Raw genomic sequence first — 17,800 nt, 5'->3', positions numbered from 1 at the left:
TGCTCACTGGATCTTCCCCTCCAGGACGGTCGGGGCGCCGCGCAGGAACGTGGCGCGCACCTGACCGGGCAGGGTCATGCCCCGGAAGGGCGTGTTGCCGCTCTTGCTGGCCATGGCCGCGCCGTCCACGTCGACGGCGGCGGCCGGGTCGTACAGGACCACGTTGGCGGGCTGGCCGACGGCCAGGTCACGCCCGTGGTCGTGGACGCGGCCGATGCGGGCCGGTGCCGCGGACATGCGGTCGGCGACGTCGGCCCAGGTCAGGAGACCGGTGTCGACCATCGTGCGCTGCACGACCGCCAACGCCGTCTCCAGCCCGACCATTCCCATGGCGGCGGTGGACCACTCGGTCTCCTTGGCCTCCGCGGGGTGGGGGGCGTGGTCGGTGGCGACGATGTCGATGGTGCCGTCGGCCAGGCCCTCGCGCAGCGCCTGGACGTCCTCGGCGGTGCGCAGGGGCGGGTTGACCTTGTAGACGGGATCGTAGCCCTCCACCAGCTCATCGGTCAGCAGGAGGTGGTGGGGTGTGACCTCGGCGGTGACGTCGCAGCCGCGGGCCTTGGCCCAGCGGATGATGTCGACCGAGCCCTTGGTCGAGACGTGGCACACGTGCAGGCGCGAGCCCACGTGCTGGGCGAGCAGGCAGTCCCGGGCGATGATCGCCTCCTCGGCGACCGCGGGCCAGCCGGGCAGGCCGAGACGGTCGGAGACGCGGCCCTCGTTCATCTGGGCGCCCTGGGTCAGGCGCGGCTCCTGGGCGTGCTGGGCGACGACGCCGTCGAAGGCCTTGACGTACTCCAGGGCGCGGCGCATGAGCAGGGCGTCGGAGACGCAGACGCCGTCGTCGGAGAAGACGCGCACGCCCGCGGCGGAGTCGGCCATGGCACCGATCTCGGAGAGGCGCTCCCCGGCCAGGCCGACGGTGACGGCGCCGACGGGGCGCACGTCGCAGTACCCGGCCTCGCGGCCCAGGCGCCAGACCTGTTCGACGACCCCGGCGGTGTCGGCGACGGGGTCGGTGTTGGCCATGGCGTGGACGGCGGTGTAGCCGCCCATGGCGGCGGAGCGGGAGCCGGTGGCGACGGTCTCGGCGTCCTCGCGGCCTGGCTCGCGCAGGTGGGTGTGCAGGTCCACCAGGCCGGGCAGGGCGATCAGGCCGGTGGCGTCGACGGTCCGGACGTCCTCGGGAGCGTCCAGGTCCCGGCCGGTCGCGGCGATGCGGCCGTCGGCCAGGAGCAGGTCGACGGGGTCGCCGCCGAGCGGGCGGGCGCCGCGGATCAGGTGCGGTCCGTGGGTGTCGGGCATCGCGGTGTTGGCTTCCTCGTGTTCTGGGATGGGGAGGGGCGGCGCGGGGCTACGGCCGGGCGGTTCGGGCGCCGCCGGGGTTCTGGAGGATTCGTAGGCGGGACTGCGAGGAACGAGCCGTCCCGCCGAAGGATCCGAAGGTTCCCGGCCTTTTGGGCGCCCGAACACCGGGCGCAGCGAAGCGGAGCCCGAAGGCAGGCACAGTCAGGAGCCGCTGAGCAGCAGGTAGAGCACGGCCATGCGCAGGCTGACGCCGTTGGCGACCTGCTCGGTGACGGTGCAGCGGGGCGAGTCGGCGACCTCGGCGGAGATCTCCATGCCGCGGACCATCGGGCCGGGGTGCATGACGATCGCGTCCTCGGGCATGCGGGACAGGCGCTCGCCGTCCAGGCCGTAGTTGCGGCTGTACTCGCGCGTGGACGGGAAGAAGGACTCGTGCATGCGCTCGGCCTGTACGCGCAGCATCATGACGACGTCGGACTTGGGCAGGACGTCGTCGAGGTCGTAGGAGACCTCGCACGACCAGGTGTGCACCGAGACCGGCAGCAGGGTGGGCGGCGCGACCAGGGTGACGTGCGCGCCCAGGGTGGTGAGCAGCAGCACGTTGGAGCGGGCGACCCGGCTGTGCAGGATGTCGCCGACGACGGCCACCCGCAACCCTTCCAGACGCCCCAGGCGCGAGCGCATGGTGAAGGCGTCCAGCAGGGCCTGGGTGGGGTGTTCGTGGGTGCCGTCGCCCGCGTTGAGGACGGACCCGTCCACCCAGTTGGCGAGGCGGTGGGCGGCGCCTGAGGCGCTGTGCCGGATGACGACGCCGTCGGCGCCCATGGCCTGGAGGGTCAGCGCGGTGTCCTTGAGGCTCTCGCCCTTGGAGACGCTGGAGCCCTTGGCGGAGAAGTTGATGACGTCCGCGGACAGGCGCTTGGCGGCCAGCTCGAAGGAGGTGCGGGTGCGGGTGGAGTCCTCGTAGAAGAGGTTGACCACGGTGCGCCCGCGCAGGGTGGGCAGCTTCTTGACGGAGCGGTCGCCGACCTGGGCGAGTTCGGCGGCGGTGTCCAGGACGAGGGTGGCCTCGTCGCGGGAGAGGTCGCCGGCGGAGAGCAGGTGGCGCATCAGTCGTTCCCCTCGTTGGCGCCGGGGCGGGGGCGGGCCGGGCCGAGCAGCACCGCGTCGTGTCCGTCGGTCTCCTCCAGGCGCACGGTGACGCTCTCGCGCAGCGAGGTGGGCAGGTTCTTGCCCACGTAGTCGGCGCGGATGGGCAGTTCGCGGTGGCCCCGGTCGACCAGGACGGCGAGCTGGACGGCGCGGGGGCGCCCCAGGTCGCCGAGGGCGTCCAGGGCGGCGCGGACGGTGCGGCCGGAGAAGAGGACGTCGTCGACGAGGACGACGACGCGGTCGTCGAGACCGCCCTGGGGGATCTCGGTCCGGCCGAGGGCGCGGACGGGGGCGGAGCGCAGGTCGTCACGGTACATGGTGATGTCGAGGGAGCCCGCGGGGACGGTGAGGTCCTCCACCCGTTCGATGCGCCGTGCCAGGCGGTGGGCGAGCGGGACCCCGCGCGAGGGGATGCCCAGGAGTGTGACGCCCCGGCCGCCCTTGGTGCGTTCGAGCACCTCGTGGGCGATGCGGGTCAGCGCCCGGTTGATCTCGTTGCCGTCGAGGACGGCGCGGGTGCCCTCGGGCACCTCGGGTGCGGAGGAACCGCCACCGGCGTCACCGGACGTCGGTTTTTGTGCACGCAAAGTAGTGACCCCCTTCCCTGCCTCACTGAACAGGTCGTTAAAGGATGCCGATCGGATCCACGCTACCAGCGGTGCCCGCGACCCCCGTGAGGCGGTCGATGACCCGAGGTTATAAATGTGACTCTGGTCACACCTCAAGCGAACATGTATCCTCTGAAATGTGGTCATGTCGTCACCCAGTGGATACGGCAACGAAGGGGATGAAACCTGAAATACCCAGGAGGAGCGGGCTTTTCATGCCATCGTGACGCACGACTCGCCCCGTTCGGTCCGGACATGAGAGGTGTCTCACTTACGTACGGTTTGGCCACTGATTAGTCGCGTTTCACACCAACGGCTTGACCTGGAAGGCAGACCCCCCTACCGTCACTGTCTGTAACCACTGCCGGGTGGGGTTGCATCCCGTGACCATCCGCTGGACCGCTCAGGCGGCCCGCCGAGTACGAGCGGACGTCCCCCCACCACGCCAGCCACTGTCACGGCCGGGAGCGACAAGAAGATGCCATCCGAATACGCGAAGTCCCTCGGTGCGCGACTGCGTGCCATCCGCACCCAGCAGGGCCTGTCCCTGCACGGGGTGGAAGAGAAGTCCCACGGTCGCTGGAAGGCCGTCGTGGTGGGCTCCTACGAGCGCGGCGACCGCGCCGTCACCGTCCAGAAGCTCGCCGAGCTGGCGGACTTCTACGGCGTGCCGATGTCGGAGCTGCTGCCGGGCGGCGCGGCTCCCACCCCGCTGGGCCCCACGCCCAAGCTGGTCATCGACCTGGAGCGCATGCAGCAGCTGCCGCAGGAGAAGGCCGGGCCGCTGTCCCGCTACGTCGCCACGATCCAGAGCCAGCGGGGTGACTACAACGGGCGGGTGCTCTCCATCCGCCAGGAGGACCTGCGTTCACTCGCGGTCATCTACGACAAGTCGCCCGGCGACCTGACGGAGGAGCTCATCAACTGGGGCGTCCTCGACCCCGAGGCGCGCCGCGCGGTCGACGCCTTCTGACCGGTACCCGACACCGGGACAACCGAAGAGATCCACACCCGCTCGACGAGAACCGGCGGCCCCGGCGGGGCGCCGGTTCTCGTCGTGTCCGACAGGCCGGGGACTGGCCGGCGGACGGGGCCGGGTCGTGCTCCCCGGAACATCTCGGGCTCGAAAGCCTCCAGCGGAACACTCCCCGGAGCGGCGCGACCGGACATGGGGCTTCCCCTCCCCAACCCGGCCGCGCCGCCCTCCCGCCGGAGGGGGGTCCGACGGAGTTCGTCGAACTCCTGTTCGACACGATCCAGTTAACCCCAGGCCGCCGGACCCGTCAAGAACCCCGCGCGGCACTGCGCGCACCCCGTCCGCGCCGAAATCCCGGGACGCAGGGACGCCGGGGAACTACCCTTGGCCCGTGGTAGCCGATACCGAGTTGCGCGAGCTGGCCCCACCCGCCTTCACGCACGCCGTCCCCGCGCTGCTCCAGGTGTACGAGGCGGCCATGCGGCCGCCCCCGGAGCAGCTGCCCGGGCGCGCCTCCGTCATGAACGGCCACGCCCGCAACCCGGGCTTTCGCGCTGTGGTGGCCGTGCGCGGCGGCCTCCCGGTCGGCTTCGCCTACGGCTTCCACGGGCGCGGCGGCCAGTGGTGGCACGACACGGTGGCGGAGGGGCTGCGCGCGGGCGCGGGGGCCCACCAGGCGCGCCGCTGCCTGTCCGACGCCCTGGAGGTCGCCGAGGTGCACGTCCACCCGGACGCGCAGAACCGGGGCGTGGGCCGTGCCCTGCTCCACGCCCTGTGTCGGGGCAGGCCGGAGCGCACCGCGGTGCTGTCCACGCGTTCGGGACCCTCCGCGGCGCGCCACCTGTACCGCTCGTGCGGGTTCACCGAGGTGCTGGAGGACTTCCGCTTCCCCGGCAGCCCCGGTCAGCCCTTCTCGATCATGGCCGCCCGGCTCCCTCTGACGGGCTCCGGTGGCCGGAGACCTCCCGGTAGATCTGCCTGGTGGCCGTGGACCGGTTCGAGGTGATGAAGTGGATGCCCGGCGCGCCCTCGGCCAGCAGCCGCTCGCACATGCGCTGGGCGTGCTCGATGCCGAAGGCCCGCACGGACTCGGCGTCGTCGCCGAAGGAGGCGAACCTCTCCGCCAGGTCGGCGGGGAAGGGCGCGCCGGAGAGCTGCTCCGAGCGCGGGATGAACGAGGTGCGCACCACCGGGAAGACCTCGGGGATGATCGGCACCTCGCAGCCGCGCGCGGCCACCCGGTCGCGCAGGCGCAGGTAGTCCTCGGGGTCGAAGAACATCTGCGTGATGGCGTAGTCGGCGCCCGCCTCGCACTTGCGCACGAAGTGGTCGGTGTCGGTCTCGACGTCGGCCGAGCGCGGGTGCTTGAAGGGGAAGGCGGCCACGCCCACGCAGAAGTCGCCGCTGTCCTTGATCAGGCGCACCAGTTCCTCGGCGTAGGTCAGCCCCTGGGGATGGGAGATCCACTCCCCGTCGGGGTCGCCGGGCGGGTCGCCGCGCACGGCGAGCATGTTGGACACACCCGCGTCGGCGAGGCGGCCGACGAGGTGGCGCAGCTCGGCGACGGAGTGGTCGACCAGGGTCATGTGCGCGACCGGCAGCAGTGTGGTGTCGGTCGCGATGCGCTCGGTGGTCTCCACGGTCAGCCCGCGCGTGCTGCCGCCCGCGCCGTAGGTGACCGAGACGAAGGCGGGGCCGAGGGCCTCGATCTCCCTGATCGCCCGCCACAGGCGCTCCTGCGCCTGGGGCGTGCGGGGCGGGAAGAACTCGAAGGAGAACATCGGCTCGCCCGCGTCGAGGAGTTCGCGGATATGGCGCGGCCTGGGGGCCGGGCCTCGGGGCGCCACAGGGAGTGTCGGTGCAGCCAGCATGCGCACCAGCTTAGGTCAGACACTCCACGCGGTGGGGGCGGCGTCCCATCCTGTGAGATCCGTGGCGCGCGCCACTCCCGCGCCACTCCCGCTCCGAACGCGCGCGGCGCGACGTGCGAGGACGCCTCATGGCCCCGGCCGGCGGGCCGGGCGCGTGGGAGCTGCTGGTGACGGTGTCATCAGTGCTGGTGGCCGGCTGGAAGCGGCCCGGTCGGGCGGACCGGGACCGGACCGTGCCCGACAGCCGATAATCTGCGGGTCATGGTGCCTTCCTCTTCCCCGTCCGCCCCCGCCGTCTCCGCGGTCCGCTCCGGCGTGGACCGCGAGCTGGCCTCGTTCTGCGCCGACCACCGCGCCCAGCTGCTGGAGATCGGGGAGGAGCTGGCCCCGGCCATGGACGCGCTGGAGGCGATGGTCTCCGGCGGCAAGCGCCTGCGCCCGACCTTCTGCTACTGGGGCTGGCGGGGCGCGGGCGGCGCGGCCGACGACGAGCGGGTGGTGCGGGCGGCGGCCTCCCTGGAGTTCCTCCAGGCGTGCGCGCTCGTCCACGACGACGTGATCGACAACAGCGACACCCGGCGCGGGCTGCCCGCCACGCACAAGCGGCTGGCCAAGCTGCACACCGACCAGGGGTGGGGCGGCGACAGCGAGGGCTTCGGCCAGGGCGCGGCCATCCTCATCGGCGACCTGTGCCTGGCCTGGTCGGACGAGATGTACCAGGCCAGCGGCTTCCCGACCGAGGTGCTGGGCCGGGGGCGGCGCCCCTTCGACGCGATGCGCACCGAGGTCATGGCCGGGCAGTACCTGGACACCCTGGAGCAGGTGCGGGGCACCGGCACCCGCGAGGCCGCGCTGCGCGTGATGCGTTACAAGTCCGCCAAGTACACGGTGGAGCGCCCGCTGCACCTGGGCGCGGCCCTGGCGGGCCGCCACGAGGAGCTGGCCGGGGTGTACACCGCCTACGGCATCCCGCTGGGGATCGCCTTCCAGTTGCGCGACGACGTGCTGGGCGTGTTCGGCGACCCGTCCACCACCGGCAAGCCCGCCGGGGACGACCTGCGCGAGGGCAAGCGGACGCTGGTCGTGGCCGAGACCCTGGCCCGCGCGGGGGCGGCCGACGCCGAGCGGTTCCGCTCGCTGTTGGGGGCGCCGGACCTGTCGGTGGCCTCGGTGGAGTGGATGTGCTCCCTGATCGAGGCGTCGGGCGCGCTGGCCGTGTGCGAGGAGCTGATCGCGGAGTACACCGACCGGGCCGTCGCGGCCCTGGAGAGCCCCGAACTGGACGCCTCCGCCCGCGAGCCGCTGCGCGCGCTGGCCGTGGCCGCCACCTCGCGCTCCTTCTGAGGGTCCCTCCCTAGGGGACTTTCCCGGGTCCGCGCCCGCCGGGGGCGTATTGTGCTCGAATGCCCGCTCCGGTTGAATCGCTGACACGACATATCGCGAAACCGGGGAGTCTCCCATGTCTGGGCACACCGTTTCCCGCGGTCCGGTCGGCGCGGGCGAGAGAGCCCTCGCGCCGGACCTGGCGCGCGGGTTCATGCTCCTGTTCATCGCGCTCGCCAACACCGTCTGGTACCTGTGGGCCCTTCCGGGGAGCGGGGGCGGCGTCCACCCCGAGCCGGGCGGCGCGCTGGACCGGATCGCGCAGTTCGTCGTCGTCATGGCGGTGGACATGCGCAGCTATCCGATGTTCGCCTTCCTGTTCGGGTACGGCATGGTGCAGCTGGCCCGGCGCCAGGAGGCCGCGGGCTCGTCCGTGCGGGACGTGAACGCGCTGCTGCGCCGCCGCAGCCTGTGGCTGCTCGCGTTCGGGTTCGTCCACGCCCTGCTGCTGTGGATGGGCGACATCCTGGGCGCCTACGGCCTGGCCGGACTGCTGCTGGGCTGGCTGTTCCTGCGGCGCAGGGACGCCACGCTGCTGGTATGGGCGGGCGTGTTCACCGGGCTGGCCGCTCTGCTGGCGGCGTTCAGCCTGCTGGGCCTGGCCTTCACGCCCGCGGACGCCTCCTCCTCGGCCGCGTTCAGCATGGACCAGACGGCCGCCAACATCGGCGACGCCTCGATCCTGGGCGCCGCGCTGGGCCGCGTCATGGCCTGGCCGCTGATCACGGTGGGTCAGGGGCTGGTGGGCATGGTCGTGCCCGCGGCGATCCTGCTCGGCTACTGGGCGGCGCGCCGCCGGATCCTGGAGGAGCCGGGCAGGCACCTGGGGCTGCTGCGCTGGACCGCGGCCTTGGGCATCGGCGTGGGCTGGCTGGGCGGGCTCCCCCTGGCCCTGACCCAGATCGGGGTCTGGGACCTGTCCCCCGCGCAGGCGGGCATGCTGAGCATGCCGCACATGGTGACCGGGCTGGCCTGCGGCCTGGGCTACGTGGCGCTGATCGCGCTGGCGGCGCACCGGATCCAGGGGCGCGGGCGCGAACCGGGCGCGGTGGTCGGCGCTCTGTCGGCGACCGGCAAGCGCTCGCTGTCGGCCTACCTGGCCCAGTCGGTGCTGTGCGCGCCGGTCCTGGCGGCCTGGGGCCTGGGGCTGGGCGGCGAACTCACCTCGTGGTCGATGGCCCTGTTCGCGGTGGGCGTGTGGCTGGTGACCGTGGTGGCGTCCTACGCGCTGGAGCGCGCGGGCAGGCGCGGACCGGCCGAGGTGCTGCTGCGCCGCCTGGCCTACCGCCGCCCGGTCGCACGGGGGGCTCGGGAGGCGGAGGAGCCCGGACGCGGACCGGGTCAGGGGGTCGGGCACGGACCGGCCCGGGGACCCGCGGGCGGCGAGCGCCCCACGCCCTGACCTCGGCGCCACCACAGCGCCGACCGCACCGCGCCTGGCCCCGCGGCGCAAAAAGGCGCGTGCCGCTCAGCGTCCGGCAGGCCCTCGTAACGCAGGATGGGGTGTCATGGGCGACGATCACACGACAAACCACACCATAGGGGTGACGGGGGCGACCGGGGCGCTGGGCGGGCGGGTCGCCGCGCGGATCGCGCGGCTGGGCAGGCCCCAGCGGCTCATCGTACGCGACATCAACCGCGCTCCCGAGTATCCCGGCAGCAGCGCGGCGATGGCGGCCTACGAGGACTCGACGGGCTTCGAGCGGGCGTGCCGGGGGGTCGACACGCTGTTCCTGGTCTCGGCCACCGAGTCCGAGGACCGGATCGACGTCCACGTGAGCGCGGTGGACGCGGCGGTCAAGGCGGGGGTGTCCTGGATCGTCTACCTGTCCTTCCTGAGGGCGGGACCTGCGTCGACCTTCACGTTCGCGCGCACGCACTTCTTCACCGAGGCGCACATCCGCTCGACGGGGGTGCGGTACACCTTCCTCAGACCCAGCCTGTACCTGGACCTGCTGCCCGACTGGGTGGACGACGGGGGCGCGGTACGGGGCCCGGCCGGTGACGGCCGGATCGCGTGGGTCTCGCGCGACGACGTGGCGGACGTGGCCGCGGCGGTGCTGACCGACCCGGCGGCCGCGCTCGCCTCGCACAACACCAGCCACGACGTCACCGGTCCGGAGGCGCTGTCCCTGGGCGCGACGGCGGAGAGACTGGGCGTGCTCACCGGGCGCTCGGTGCGCTACGTGCCCCAGACCCGGGAGGAGGCGCTGGAGTCGCGCCGCTCCAGCGGCGCCCCCGACTGGGCGGTCGAGGGCTGGGTGACCTCCTACGCCGCGATCGCCGCCGGGGAGCTCGACGTGGTCTCGCCCGCCGTACCCGACCTGACCGGCCATCCCGCCCAGTCCATCGAGGGCTTCCTGCGACGCCATCCCAGCGCCCTGTCGCACGTCGCGGTCTGACCGCGTCCCGTCCCCGCCGCCGTGCCCCGTGCGCGGCGGCCTTCGAGACCCTGGCCGACGGCGGCCGGTTCGTCGGCTACGGCTCCGCGGGCGGGAGCTTCACCGAGGTGGACGCGGAGGAGGCCGGGCGCCGCGGGATCGAGGTCCTGGGCCTGTTCGACCTCGAGACGGCCGACGGCGACCGGCAGGACGCCCTGCGGATGACGCTGGAGGGGCGCACGGTGCTCGGCAAGGTCCTGTTGGTCCCCTAGGACCGTGCGGCGCGGGCGGCGACGCCGTCCAGGACGAGGCCGATGATCAGGTCGAAGTCGGCGTCCTCCGCGCCCCCGGGTCCGCTCGCGGCGGCGCCCCCGAACAGGCCGCCGGTCAGGAGCGCGCGTACCCGCGGGTACCTGTCGGCCGGCACCAGGGTCGCGATGCGGTGGGCGAGGGCTCGCTCGGCCCCGGCCTCGTCCAGGCCGTCCGCCGCGCGGGCCCGCTCCAGGTCCCCGGTGAGACCGGCCTCCGCGCGGACGTAGGTCCAGAGCATGATCAGGACCTGGATCCCCTCGTCCGAAGGCAGGCCGCTGTCCTCCAGGGCGGCCAGCCCCTGCTCGGACCAGCGCACGGAGGCGGGCGTGAGGGGCTCGTCCGCCACGGCCACCTCGGCGGCCCAGGGGTGGCGCCGGTAGACGCCGCGCAGGGCCAGCGTCCAGTCGCGCACGCGCTCGCGCCAGGTGGCGCCGCCGACGGCCGGGGGCTCCCCGAGTGCCGCGTCCGCGGCGAGCAGGAGCAGGTCGGCGCGGGACTCGACGTAGCGGTACAGGGACATGGTGCCCACGCCCAGTTCGGCGGCGGTGCGGCTCATGGTGACGGCCTCGGCCCCGTCCCGGTCGCCCAGGGCGACGGCGGTCTCCAGGATGCGGGCCACGGTGAGCCGGGGGCGCGGCCCCTTGCGGGTGGCCGGTTCGACTCCCCACGCGGAGAGCAGGGCCTTGGGAATGGTGAGCGCCGGGTCCTGTCCGTCCATGCCGACAAGCGTATGGGGCGGAGCAGGTGGGACCTGACCGCGCGGGGTCGCGCGCCGCTACTGCGTAGGGGTTGCGCAATGGTACTGCGTAAGTGTTACGCTGAAGAGCATGAGAACACTGTCACCCCCCGCCTCCGACACGGCGTCGGTCAGGGCCGAGGGACTACGCAAGAGCTACCGAGACGTCACCGTCCTGGACGGGGTCGACCTGGAGGTGCCGCGCGGCGGCGTCCTCGCCCTGCTCGGCCCCAACGGGGCGGGCAAGACCACGCTGGTCAACATCCTCACCACCCTCGTACGTCCCGACGCGGGCACCGCGACCGTCCTGGGCCTGGACGTCGTGCGCCAGGCCCGGCTGGTGCGCCGCCAGATCAGCGTCACCGGTCAGCAGGCCACCGTCGACGAGGAGCTCACCGCCCGGGAGAACCTGGTCATGGTCGCCCGCCTGCTCGGGTCCGGGCGCCGGGCCGCCGCGGACCGTGCCGCGGACCTGCTGGAGCGGTTCGGCCTCACCGGGGCGGCCGACCGCCGCACGGCCGAGTTCTCCGGCGGGATGCGCCGCCGCCTCGACCTGGCCGCGAGCCTGGTCGGCGACCCCGCGGTGGTGTTCCTGGACGAGCCGACCACAGGCATGGACACGCGCAGCAGGCAGGCGCTGTGGGACGCCGTCAGGGAACTGGCGGCCGCGGGCACCAGCGTGCTGCTGACCACCCAGTACCTGGAGGAGGCCGACGTGCTCGCCGACCGGGTCGCGGTCATCGACCGCGGGCGGATCACGGCCTCGGGCACCGCCGCCGAACTCAAGGGACGCGTGGGCGGTGAGTGGATCGAGCTGACCCTGGCCGACGGCCGCGTGGAGCGGGTGCCCGGCGACGGCACCGCCGACCGCCTGCGGGAGGTGCTCGTCGACCGCCACCACGACGGCGTGCGCGTGGCGGGCGTGGAGGTGCGCAGGCCGACCATGGACGACGTCTTCCTCGCGCTCACCGGGAAGGGGGGAGAACGGTGACCGCCCCCCTGCGCGCCGAACGCGTGCTGACCCGGCGCAGTCTCACCCACGCTCTGCGCAACGCCGACAGCATGATCACCGCGATCGTCGCCCCGGTCGCCGTGATGCTGCTGTTCGTCACCGTCTTCGGCTCGGCCGTGGAGGGGGTGACCGGCGGCTCGTACGTGGACTACGTGACCCCCGGCGTGATGCTGCTGTGCGCGGGCTTCGGCGCGGCGATGACCGCCACCGCCGTGCACGCCGACCTGTCTCGGGGGGTGGTGCAGCGCCTGCGGACCATGCCCGTGCGGGCGTCGGCCGTGGTCACCGGACACGTGGCGGCCAGCGTCGTGCGCAACCTGGTCTCCACCCTGGTGGTGCTGCTGGTGGCGGTGGCGCTGGGCTTTCGACCCGAGGCGGGGCCGCTGGAGTGGCTGGGAGCGCTCGCGCTGCTGGCCGGGTACGTCCTGGTGCTGACCACCGTGGCCGCCGCGTGGGGCCTGGCCTCGCGTTCGGCGGACACCGCGGCCACGTTCGCCTTCGTCGCCCTGTTCCTGCCCTACCTGTCCACGGCGTTCGTGCCGGTGGAGAGCCTGCCGCCGTTCCTGCGGGGGCTGGCCGAGCACCAACCGGTGACCCCGGCGATCGAGACGCTGCGCGCGCTCACCTCCGGGGAGCCGGTCGGCGGGCAGGCGTGGACGGCCGCTCTGTGGCTGTGCGGCCTGGGCGCGGCGGCGGCGCTGCTGACGGGGTGGCTGTTCCGCCGGGCGGCCGGGCGGCGCTGAGCGGCCCCCGGCGGGCGTCCGGTGCCCGGCCGCCGGTCAGTCCCCGGCGCGGGCCGCCAGGCGTTGGCGCAGACCGGAGGCGGCGGACCGGGGGTCCTCCGCCTCCGTGATCGCGCGCACGACCACGACCCGGCGGGCCCCGGCGTCCAGCACGCGGTCGATGTTGTCGGCGTCGATCCCGCCGATGGCGAACCAGGGGCGGTCGGTGCCCAGCGCGGCCGCCTCCTCCACCAGTTCCAGCCCGGCGGCCGGGCGGCCCGGCTTGGTGGGGGTCGCCCAGGTCGGGCCGACACAGAAGTAGTCGCTGCCGGGCTCCTCGGCGGAGGCGGCCGCGGCGGCGACGTCGTTGTTGGAGCGGCCGATCACGGGGTCCGCGCCGATGATGTCGCGGGCCATGGGCACGGGCAGGTCGCGCTGGCCCAGGTGGAGGACGTCGGCGCGCACTGCGCGGGCGATGTCGGCGCGGTCGTTGACCGCGAGCAGGGCGCCGTACCGCTCGCACGCCTCCTTCATCACCTCCAGGGCCGCGATCTCCTCGCGCGCCTCCAGGCCCTTGTCCCGGAGTTGGATGATGTCCACTCCCCCGGCCAGGGCGGCGTCGGCGAACTCGGCGAGATCGCCCCGACCGGTCCGGGCGTCGGTGCACAGGTACAGAAGCGATGCGTCCAGGCGCTTGCGCAGGCTGGTTCCGTGGCTGGTCCTCACACAGTCCACCCTAGGCCCTGGCGCGTTCGGGCCCAAGGGGGAGGGACGCGGCGGCGCGCCCCTCCCCCGTTTCCCACCCGGACCCCGACCGGGCTCGCGAGGTCGCGGGCTGGAGCTCGCGGACTAGAAGGCCATGCTCTGGGCCCGGCGGCGCACCTCGGTGCCCCGGTTCTCGCGCATGGCCTGGATCGGCGTGCCCGGCAGGGAGTCGTCGGGGGTGAACAGCCAGCGCAGGGCCTCCTCGGAGGAGAAGCCCGCGTCGGTGAGCAGTAGCAGTGTCCCCGGCAGGCCCTTCACCAGGTCGTCACCGTCGATGAAGGCGGCGGGGATGGACAGTTCGCCGTCGCGGACCACACCCATCATGCGGTTCTCGCGGATCAGCGTCTTGATCCGGTTCGGGCTCACGCCCAGCGGCGCAGCCGCCTCCTTGAGGGTCAGCCAGTCGCCGATGAGCGTGTCGATGTCGCGTTGTGTCACACCACCAATCTGCCACATCCGCGCACCTCCTTCCCCCCGGCACGGGGCGCGTCGGGTACGGGTCCTAGAATGGGGACAGACCCCTACATCCCGCGGGAGCCGGGTGGGACCCGGCTGAGAGGGAGGCTGTGAGCCTCCGACCGCACGAACCTGATCCGGATCATGCCGGCGAAGGGAGTGGAAACCACAGCCGTGCGCACCTCCAACGATTCCCACCGCGACCGCGTCGTCGTGGTCGGCGGCGGCCTCGTCGGGCGGGTCACCGCCTGGCGCGCCGCCCAACGCGGACTGCGCGTCACCCTGGTCGAGTCCGACCCGGCCCGCTCCGCCTCCACCGTGGCGGCGGGCATGCTCACGCCCGCCACCGAGGCGGTGTTCGGTGAGGAGCCCCTCATGGAGCTGGGCATCCGCTCGGCCCGCATGTACGCGGACTTCGTCGCCGAGCTGGAGGAGGCCAGCGGCCTGGACGTGGGCCACCGCGCCACCGGCACGCTCCTGGTCGCCTTCGACCGCGACGACCTGGCCGTCCTCACCGAACTGCACGCGCTCCAGCAGCGGCTGGGCATCGCCGCCGAGCGCCTCACCGGCCGCGAGTGCCGCCGTCTGGAGCCCATGCTCGCCCCGTCCGTGCGCGGCGGCGTCCTGGCGCCCGACGACCACTCCGTGGACCCGCGGCGGCTGCTGCGTGCCCTGGCCGCGGCGGGCGAGCGCGCGGGCGTCACCGAGGTCCGCGGGCGGGTCGGGGAGGTCCTCTCCCCCGGCCCCGGGGGCGCCCGACTGGGCGTGCTCCTGGCCGGGGAGACCCCGACCGCGGGCGCCACGGCCGGGGAGACCCTGCCCGCGCACCAGGTGGTGCTCGCCGCGGGCTGCTGGGGCAACGCCGTCGGGGTCCCCGAACCCGTGGTCCCGCCGCTGCGCCCGGTCAAGGGCCAGCTGCTGCGCGCCCGGGTGCCCGACGGCGGGCCGCCGCTCGTCAGCCGGACCGTCCGCGGCCTGGTCCGGGGCTTTCCGACCTACCTGGTGCCGCGCGCCGACGGCGAGATCGTCATCGGCGCCACCCAGGAGGAGCTGGGCCACGACACCTCCCTCACCGTCGGGGGGCTCTGGCAGGTGCTGCGGGACGCGCGCGAGCTCGTCCCCGGGGTGAGCGAGCTGGAGGTCACCGAGACCTGCGTCGGGCTGCGCCCCGGCTCCCCCGACAACGAACCCCTCCTGGGGCCCACCCGGGTCCCGGGACTGCACCTGGCCGCCGGGCACTTCCGGCACGGGGTGCTGCTGACCCCGGTGACCGGTGAGGCCATGGCCCGCGCCCTGACCGACGGAGACCTGCCGGAGTACGCCCGCCGCTTCACGGCACGACGCGCAAGTAGGTAGTAGCAGTGGAACTGATCATCAACGGCGACCGCCGAGAGTTCACCGACGACACGACCGTGGAAGCGGTCGTACGCGACCTGACCGGCACCGAGGTCCCCGGCGGTATCGCCGTGGCCGTCAACGACGAGGTGGTGCGCCGGGCCGCGTGGGCCGCGAGCCCGCTCAACCAGGGCGACCGCGTGGACGTCCTCACCGCAGTGCAGGGAGGCTGAACTTGACTTCCTCTCCTGTCTGAAGTCAGGAGATCGCGGAACCACCTACCGGTGGTTCGAGGCCAGGGCCTCGTCACGGGCCGCCCCGTGGCCTTCCTGCTTCGTCGCCGGTCGCCCCGTCCGGGAGGACTCCCGTTGAGGTCTCACACCAGCTCCGCAGGCAGATGCCACCAGCCCGGCGGCCCGGAGGTTGTTCGCCGCGTTCACATCACGGTCATGGGCCACCCCGCAACTGGGGCACGTCCAGGTGCGTACGTGCAGCGGCAGCGACACGTGCACGTACCCGTACCCGGGTGTCGAGCACGCCTTGGAGGAGGGGAGGAACCGGTCCACCACGACCAGATCGCGTCCGTACCAGGCGCACTTGTACTCCAGCATGGTGCGCAGCTCACGCCAGGCCACATCCGAGATCGCCCGGGACAACCGACGGTTCCTGACCAGGTTGCGCACGGTCAGGTCCTCGATCACGACCACTTGGTTCTCGCGGACGAGTCGAGAGGTGAGCTTGTGCAGGAAATCCCGGCGCCGGTCGGTGATGCGGGCGTGCACCCGCGCGACCTTGCGGCGGGCCCTGTCCCGGTTCGCGCTGCCCTGGGCCTTGCGGGCCAGCGTCCGTTGGGCTCGGGCCAGCCTGGCTGGGTCGCGGTGCTCGTGGCGGGGGTTGGCGACCTTCTCCCCCGTGGACAACGCCACCACGGAGGTGATTCCGGCGTCGATACCGACCGCCTTGTTGGCGGCCGGGGTCTGCTCGACGATGTCCTCGCACAGGAGCGAGACGAACCAGCGCCCGGCCGCGTCCCGCGAGACCGTCACCGTGGACGGCCGTGCCCCTTCGGGCAGAGGACGCGACCACACCACGTCCAAGGGCTCGGCCAGCTTGGCCAGGGTCAGGCGGCCCTGGCGGTAGCGGAAGGCGGACCGGGTGTACTCCGCCGAGGCCCGGGGCCTCTTCTTCGACTTGAACCGCGGGTACCTCGCGCGGCGGTCGAAGAGGTTGCGAAAGGTGGTGTGCAGGTGGCGCAGCGCCTGCTGGAGCGGGACGGAAGAGACCTCGGTGAGAAAGGACAGCTCCTCGGTCCTCTTCCACGCGGTGAGCATGGCCGAGGTGTGGGAGTAGCCCACCCGCTCCTGACGCTGCTGCCAGGCGGCGGTGCGTTCGGCCAAGGCGCGGCTGTAGACCAGGCGCACGCACCCGAACGTGCACGACAGCTCAGCCGCATGCACGGGAGTGGGGTAGAAGCGGTACCGAAACGCCCGCTTCACGCTCGTGCTGGTCATGGACCACACCGTAGCGACCACTCTGCGGTCGCGTGATGGGAATGCAACAGAAAGCGACAGGAAGGAGAGGGCGTGTCCTCCCCGCCCTGAAGGACGGGGTATTCACGCCCAACAAACAGATGAACGACGACCTCGTGATCGCGGGAACCTCCTTCGGGTCCAGGCTGATCACCGGAACCGGAGGGGCCCCCTCCCTGGAGGTCCTGGAGGAGGCCCTGATCGCCTCCGGCACCGAGCTGACCACCGTGGCGATGCGCCGGGTCTCCCCCGGCACCCAGGGATCGGTGTGGGACATCCTGACCCGCAACAGGATCCGGGCGCTGCCCAACACCGCCGGGTGCTTCACCGCCGTCGACGCGGTGCGCACCGCCCGCCTGGGCCGCGAGGCGCTGGACACCGACTGGGTGAAGCTGGAGGTGGTGGCGGACGAGCACACACTGCTGCCCGACCCCGTCGAGCTGCTGGACGCCGCCGAACAGCTGGTGGACGAGGGCTTCACCGTGCTGCCCTACACCAACGACGACCCAGTGCTGGCCCGGCGGCTGGAGCAGGTGGGCTGCGCCGCGGTGATGCCGCTGGCCGCCCCGATCGGCTCGGGGCTGGGCATCCGCAATCCGCACAACCTGGAGCTGATCGTCGAGCGGGCCGGCGTGCCGGTCATCGTGGACGCGGGGATCGGCACCGCCAGCGACGCCGCCCTGGCCATGGAGCTGGGCTGCGACGCGGTCCTGCTGGCCACGGCCGTGACCCGCGCCCAGGACCCGGTGCGCATGGCCGCCGCGATGCGCGACGCCGTACGCGCGGGCCGCGGCGCGCGCCTGGCGGGCCGCATCCCGGTGCGGCGCCACGCCCAGGCCTCCTCGCCGTCCGTGAGTTAGGCCACCTCGATCCCGCGTCCCGCTCCCGGATCCCCGCGGACCGGTGCGTCCCACCTGGGGCGTTTGGTGCCGTCCTCTACCGTGGAACGAGTGTGCGGCCCGGAAGGGAACACCCCACACACCACGACAACCCAGGCGCGAGCGTCCCACCGCGAACAGAGCGGGCCTCACCGGGAACGGGGCGACCCACCGACCGGTGAAGCACACACCACCCGGACAGGGAAAGCCCCGGCCGGGGACCGGACCCACCCCTCGGGAGGCCGGGCAGGCATCCCCGGGCCCCACGGGCCCCACCGACACTGGAACGGGACGGCGCGACCGCGAACCGCGGGGCAGACCTGGCGTGGGCTTCCGCTATCGTGTCGGTTCGACACCCGGTGTCGGGTACGCGCCA

19 protein-coding genes and 1 riboswitch are annotated in these 17,800 nt (G+C 73.2%); of the genes, 11 read left to right on the top strand and 8 right to left on the bottom strand.

From position 1 onward, the window contains the following. Nucleotides 1-3: 3 nt before the first annotated feature. The 3 genes from ACSIH6_RS27805 to pyrR form a co-directional block, all read right to left on the bottom strand. Nucleotides 4-1,305: a dihydroorotase gene (locus ACSIH6_RS27805; protein ID WP_435111293.1), complete on the bottom strand. Its 1,302-nt coding sequence runs from the start codon at nucleotides 1,303-1,305 to the stop codon at nucleotides 4-6. A 204-nt stretch (nucleotides 1,306-1,509) separates the two neighbouring features. Continuing rightward, nucleotides 1,510-2,418: an aspartate carbamoyltransferase catalytic subunit gene (locus tag ACSIH6_RS27800; RefSeq protein WP_435111292.1), complete on the bottom strand. Its 909-nt coding sequence runs from the start codon at nucleotides 2,416-2,418 to the stop codon at nucleotides 1,510-1,512. Further along, a complete protein-coding gene (pyrR, locus tag ACSIH6_RS27795; RefSeq protein ID WP_435111291.1) occupies nucleotides 2,418-3,047 on the bottom strand; it encodes a bifunctional pyr operon transcriptional regulator/uracil phosphoribosyltransferase PyrR in 630 nt (209 codons plus the stop codon). The genes ACSIH6_RS27800 and pyrR overlap by 1 nt, the downstream gene beginning before the upstream one ends. A gap of 499 nt (nucleotides 3,048-3,546) precedes the next feature. Here pyrR and bldD point away from each other — a divergent pair, with 499 nt between their 5' ends. Both bldD and ACSIH6_RS27785 read left to right on the top strand, forming a co-directional pair. After that, on the top strand, nucleotides 3,547-4,041 hold the full coding sequence (gene bldD, locus ACSIH6_RS27790) for a transcriptional regulator BldD (protein ID WP_013154123.1): 495 nt from the start codon (nucleotides 3,547-3,549) through the stop codon (nucleotides 4,039-4,041). Between the two features lie 394 nt (nucleotides 4,042-4,435). Next, on the top strand, nucleotides 4,436-5,050 hold the full coding sequence (locus ACSIH6_RS27785; RefSeq protein WP_435111290.1) for a GNAT family N-acetyltransferase: 615 nt from the start codon (nucleotides 4,436-4,438) through the stop codon (nucleotides 5,048-5,050). On the opposite strand, the gene metF is transcribed toward ACSIH6_RS27785, so the two are convergent. Then, on the bottom strand, nucleotides 4,962-5,891 hold the full coding sequence (gene metF / locus ACSIH6_RS27780; protein WP_435111300.1) for a methylenetetrahydrofolate reductase [NAD(P)H]: 930 nt from the start codon (nucleotides 5,889-5,891) through the stop codon (nucleotides 4,962-4,964). The genes ACSIH6_RS27785 and metF overlap by 89 nt on opposite strands. Before the next feature lie 285 nt (nucleotides 5,892-6,176). On the opposite strand from metF, the gene ACSIH6_RS27775 reads away from it, so the two are divergent. The 4 genes from ACSIH6_RS27775 to ACSIH6_RS27760 all read left to right on the top strand — a co-directional run bounded on the left by ACSIH6_RS27775 (nucleotide 6,177) and on the right by ACSIH6_RS27760 (nucleotide 9,951). Continuing rightward, a complete protein-coding gene (locus tag ACSIH6_RS27775; RefSeq protein ID WP_435111289.1) occupies nucleotides 6,177-7,259 on the top strand; it encodes a polyprenyl synthetase family protein in 1,083 nt (360 codons plus the stop codon). A gap of 115 nt (nucleotides 7,260-7,374) precedes the next feature. Next, nucleotides 7,375-8,700 (top strand): DUF418 domain-containing protein, encoded by a 1,326-nt coding sequence (locus tag ACSIH6_RS27770; protein WP_435111288.1) that lies wholly within the window; start codon nucleotides 7,375-7,377, stop codon nucleotides 8,698-8,700. Nucleotides 8,701-8,806: 106 nt separating this feature from the next. Next, nucleotides 8,807-9,700 (top strand): SDR family oxidoreductase, encoded by an 894-nt coding sequence (locus ACSIH6_RS27765; RefSeq protein ID WP_435111287.1) that lies wholly within the window; start codon nucleotides 8,807-8,809, stop codon nucleotides 9,698-9,700. A 107-nt stretch (nucleotides 9,701-9,807) separates the two neighbouring features. Then, nucleotides 9,808-9,951: a hypothetical protein gene (locus tag ACSIH6_RS27760; protein WP_435111286.1), complete on the top strand. Its 144-nt coding sequence runs from the start codon at nucleotides 9,808-9,810 to the stop codon at nucleotides 9,949-9,951. Here the strand turns inward: ACSIH6_RS27760 and ACSIH6_RS27755 are convergent. Next, entirely contained in the window at nucleotides 9,948-10,709 is a 762-nt protein-coding gene (locus ACSIH6_RS27755) for a TetR/AcrR family transcriptional regulator (protein WP_435111285.1), read from the bottom strand. The genes ACSIH6_RS27760 and ACSIH6_RS27755 overlap by 4 nt on opposite strands. A gap of 109 nt (nucleotides 10,710-10,818) precedes the next feature. Here ACSIH6_RS27755 and ACSIH6_RS27750 point away from each other — a divergent pair, with 109 nt between their 5' ends. Beyond that, a complete protein-coding gene (locus tag ACSIH6_RS27750) occupies nucleotides 10,819-11,718 on the top strand; it encodes an ATP-binding cassette domain-containing protein (RefSeq protein ID WP_435111284.1) in 900 nt (299 codons plus the stop codon). Next, the gene (locus tag ACSIH6_RS27745) at nucleotides 11,715-12,482 is read left to right on the top strand and encodes an ABC transporter permease (protein WP_435111283.1); all 768 of its coding nucleotides are present in this window, start codon (nucleotides 11,715-11,717) and stop codon (nucleotides 12,480-12,482) included. Before ACSIH6_RS27750 ends, ACSIH6_RS27745 begins: the two co-directional genes overlap by 4 nt. Before the next feature lie 36 nt (nucleotides 12,483-12,518). Here the strand turns inward: ACSIH6_RS27745 and thiE are convergent, their stop codons facing one another. Together thiE and ACSIH6_RS27735 are read right to left on the bottom strand one after the other, a co-directional pair. Then, a complete protein-coding gene (gene thiE, locus ACSIH6_RS27740) occupies nucleotides 12,519-13,187 on the bottom strand; it encodes a thiamine phosphate synthase (RefSeq protein WP_435111282.1) in 669 nt (222 codons plus the stop codon). Between the two features lie 123 nt (nucleotides 13,188-13,310). Further along, nucleotides 13,311-13,664 (bottom strand): Rv2175c family DNA-binding protein, encoded by a 354-nt coding sequence (locus ACSIH6_RS27735; RefSeq protein ID WP_150254784.1) that lies wholly within the window; start codon nucleotides 13,662-13,664, stop codon nucleotides 13,311-13,313. 82 nt (nucleotides 13,665-13,746) lie between these two features. Further along, nucleotides 13,747-13,858, top strand: a riboswitch (TPP riboswitch). On the opposite strand from ACSIH6_RS27735, the gene thiO reads away from it, so the two are divergent. Together thiO and thiS are read left to right on the top strand one after the other, a co-directional pair. Next, complete coding sequence (gene thiO, locus ACSIH6_RS27730; RefSeq protein WP_435111281.1) at nucleotides 13,827-15,038, top strand: glycine oxidase ThiO; 1,212 nt, start codon at nucleotides 13,827-13,829, stop codon at nucleotides 15,036-15,038. Its footprint overlaps the riboswitch before it by 32 nt. 5 nt (nucleotides 15,039-15,043) lie before the next feature. Next, on the top strand, nucleotides 15,044-15,250 hold the full coding sequence (gene thiS, locus ACSIH6_RS27725) for a sulfur carrier protein ThiS (RefSeq protein WP_017565075.1): 207 nt from the start codon (nucleotides 15,044-15,046) through the stop codon (nucleotides 15,248-15,250). Nucleotides 15,251-15,295: 45 nt separating this feature from the next. On the opposite strand, the gene ACSIH6_RS27720 is transcribed toward thiS, so the two are convergent. Beyond that, nucleotides 15,296-16,528 (bottom strand): RNA-guided endonuclease InsQ/TnpB family protein, encoded by a 1,233-nt coding sequence (locus tag ACSIH6_RS27720; RefSeq protein ID WP_435111280.1) that lies wholly within the window; start codon nucleotides 16,526-16,528, stop codon nucleotides 15,296-15,298. A 119-nt stretch (nucleotides 16,529-16,647) separates the two neighbouring features. Between ACSIH6_RS27720 and ACSIH6_RS27715 the strand changes: the two genes are divergently transcribed. Beyond that, nucleotides 16,648-17,406 carry a thiazole synthase gene (locus ACSIH6_RS27715; protein ID WP_435111279.1) on the top strand — a complete coding sequence of 253 codons (759 nt, stop codon included), beginning with the start codon at nucleotides 16,648-16,650 and terminating at the stop codon, nucleotides 17,404-17,406. Nucleotides 17,407-17,800 lie beyond the last annotated feature (394 nt).

Source organism: Nocardiopsis synnemataformans (assembly GCF_965343085.1).
GTDB lineage: Bacteria > Actinomycetota > Actinomycetes > Streptosporangiales > Streptosporangiaceae > Nocardiopsis > Nocardiopsis alborubida.
Note: the sequence above shows the minus strand (reverse complement) of the source record. Positions and strands in the feature narration are given on the sequence as shown.

What these genes read in the sequence shown, in the direction of transcription:
- ACSIH6_RS27770 (WP_435111288.1), top strand. Translation starts at nt 7,375, where the DNA reads ATGTCTGGGCACACCGTTTCCCGCGGTCCGGTCGGCGCGGGCGAGAGA.
- ACSIH6_RS27715 (WP_435111279.1), top strand. Translation starts at nt 16,648, where the DNA reads ATGAACGACGACCTCGTGATCGCGGGAACCTCCTTCGGGTCCAGGCTG.
- thiO (WP_435111281.1), top strand. Translation starts at nt 13,827, where the DNA reads ATGCCGGCGAAGGGAGTGGAAACCACAGCCGTGCGCACCTCCAACGAT.
- bldD (WP_013154123.1), top strand. Translation starts at nt 3,547, where the DNA reads ATGCCATCCGAATACGCGAAGTCCCTCGGTGCGCGACTGCGTGCCATC.
- ACSIH6_RS27800 (WP_435111292.1), bottom strand. Translation starts at nt 2,418, where the DNA reads ATGCGCCACCTGCTCTCCGCCGGCGACCTCTCCCGCGACGAGGCCACC.
- ACSIH6_RS27755 (WP_435111285.1), bottom strand. Translation starts at nt 10,709, where the DNA reads ATGGACGGACAGGACCCGGCGCTCACCATTCCCAAGGCCCTGCTCTCC.
- ACSIH6_RS27750 (WP_435111284.1), top strand. Translation starts at nt 10,819, where the DNA reads ATGAGAACACTGTCACCCCCCGCCTCCGACACGGCGTCGGTCAGGGCC.
- ACSIH6_RS27720 (WP_435111280.1), bottom strand. Translation starts at nt 16,528, where the DNA reads ATGACCAGCACGAGCGTGAAGCGGGCGTTTCGGTACCGCTTCTACCCC.
- ACSIH6_RS27775 (WP_435111289.1), top strand. Translation starts at nt 6,177, where the DNA reads ATGGTGCCTTCCTCTTCCCCGTCCGCCCCCGCCGTCTCCGCGGTCCGC.
- ACSIH6_RS27805 (WP_435111293.1), bottom strand. Translation starts at nt 1,305, where the DNA reads ATGCCCGACACCCACGGACCGCACCTGATCCGCGGCGCCCGCCCGCTC.
- ACSIH6_RS27765 (WP_435111287.1), top strand. Translation starts at nt 8,807, where the DNA reads ATGGGCGACGATCACACGACAAACCACACCATAGGGGTGACGGGGGCG.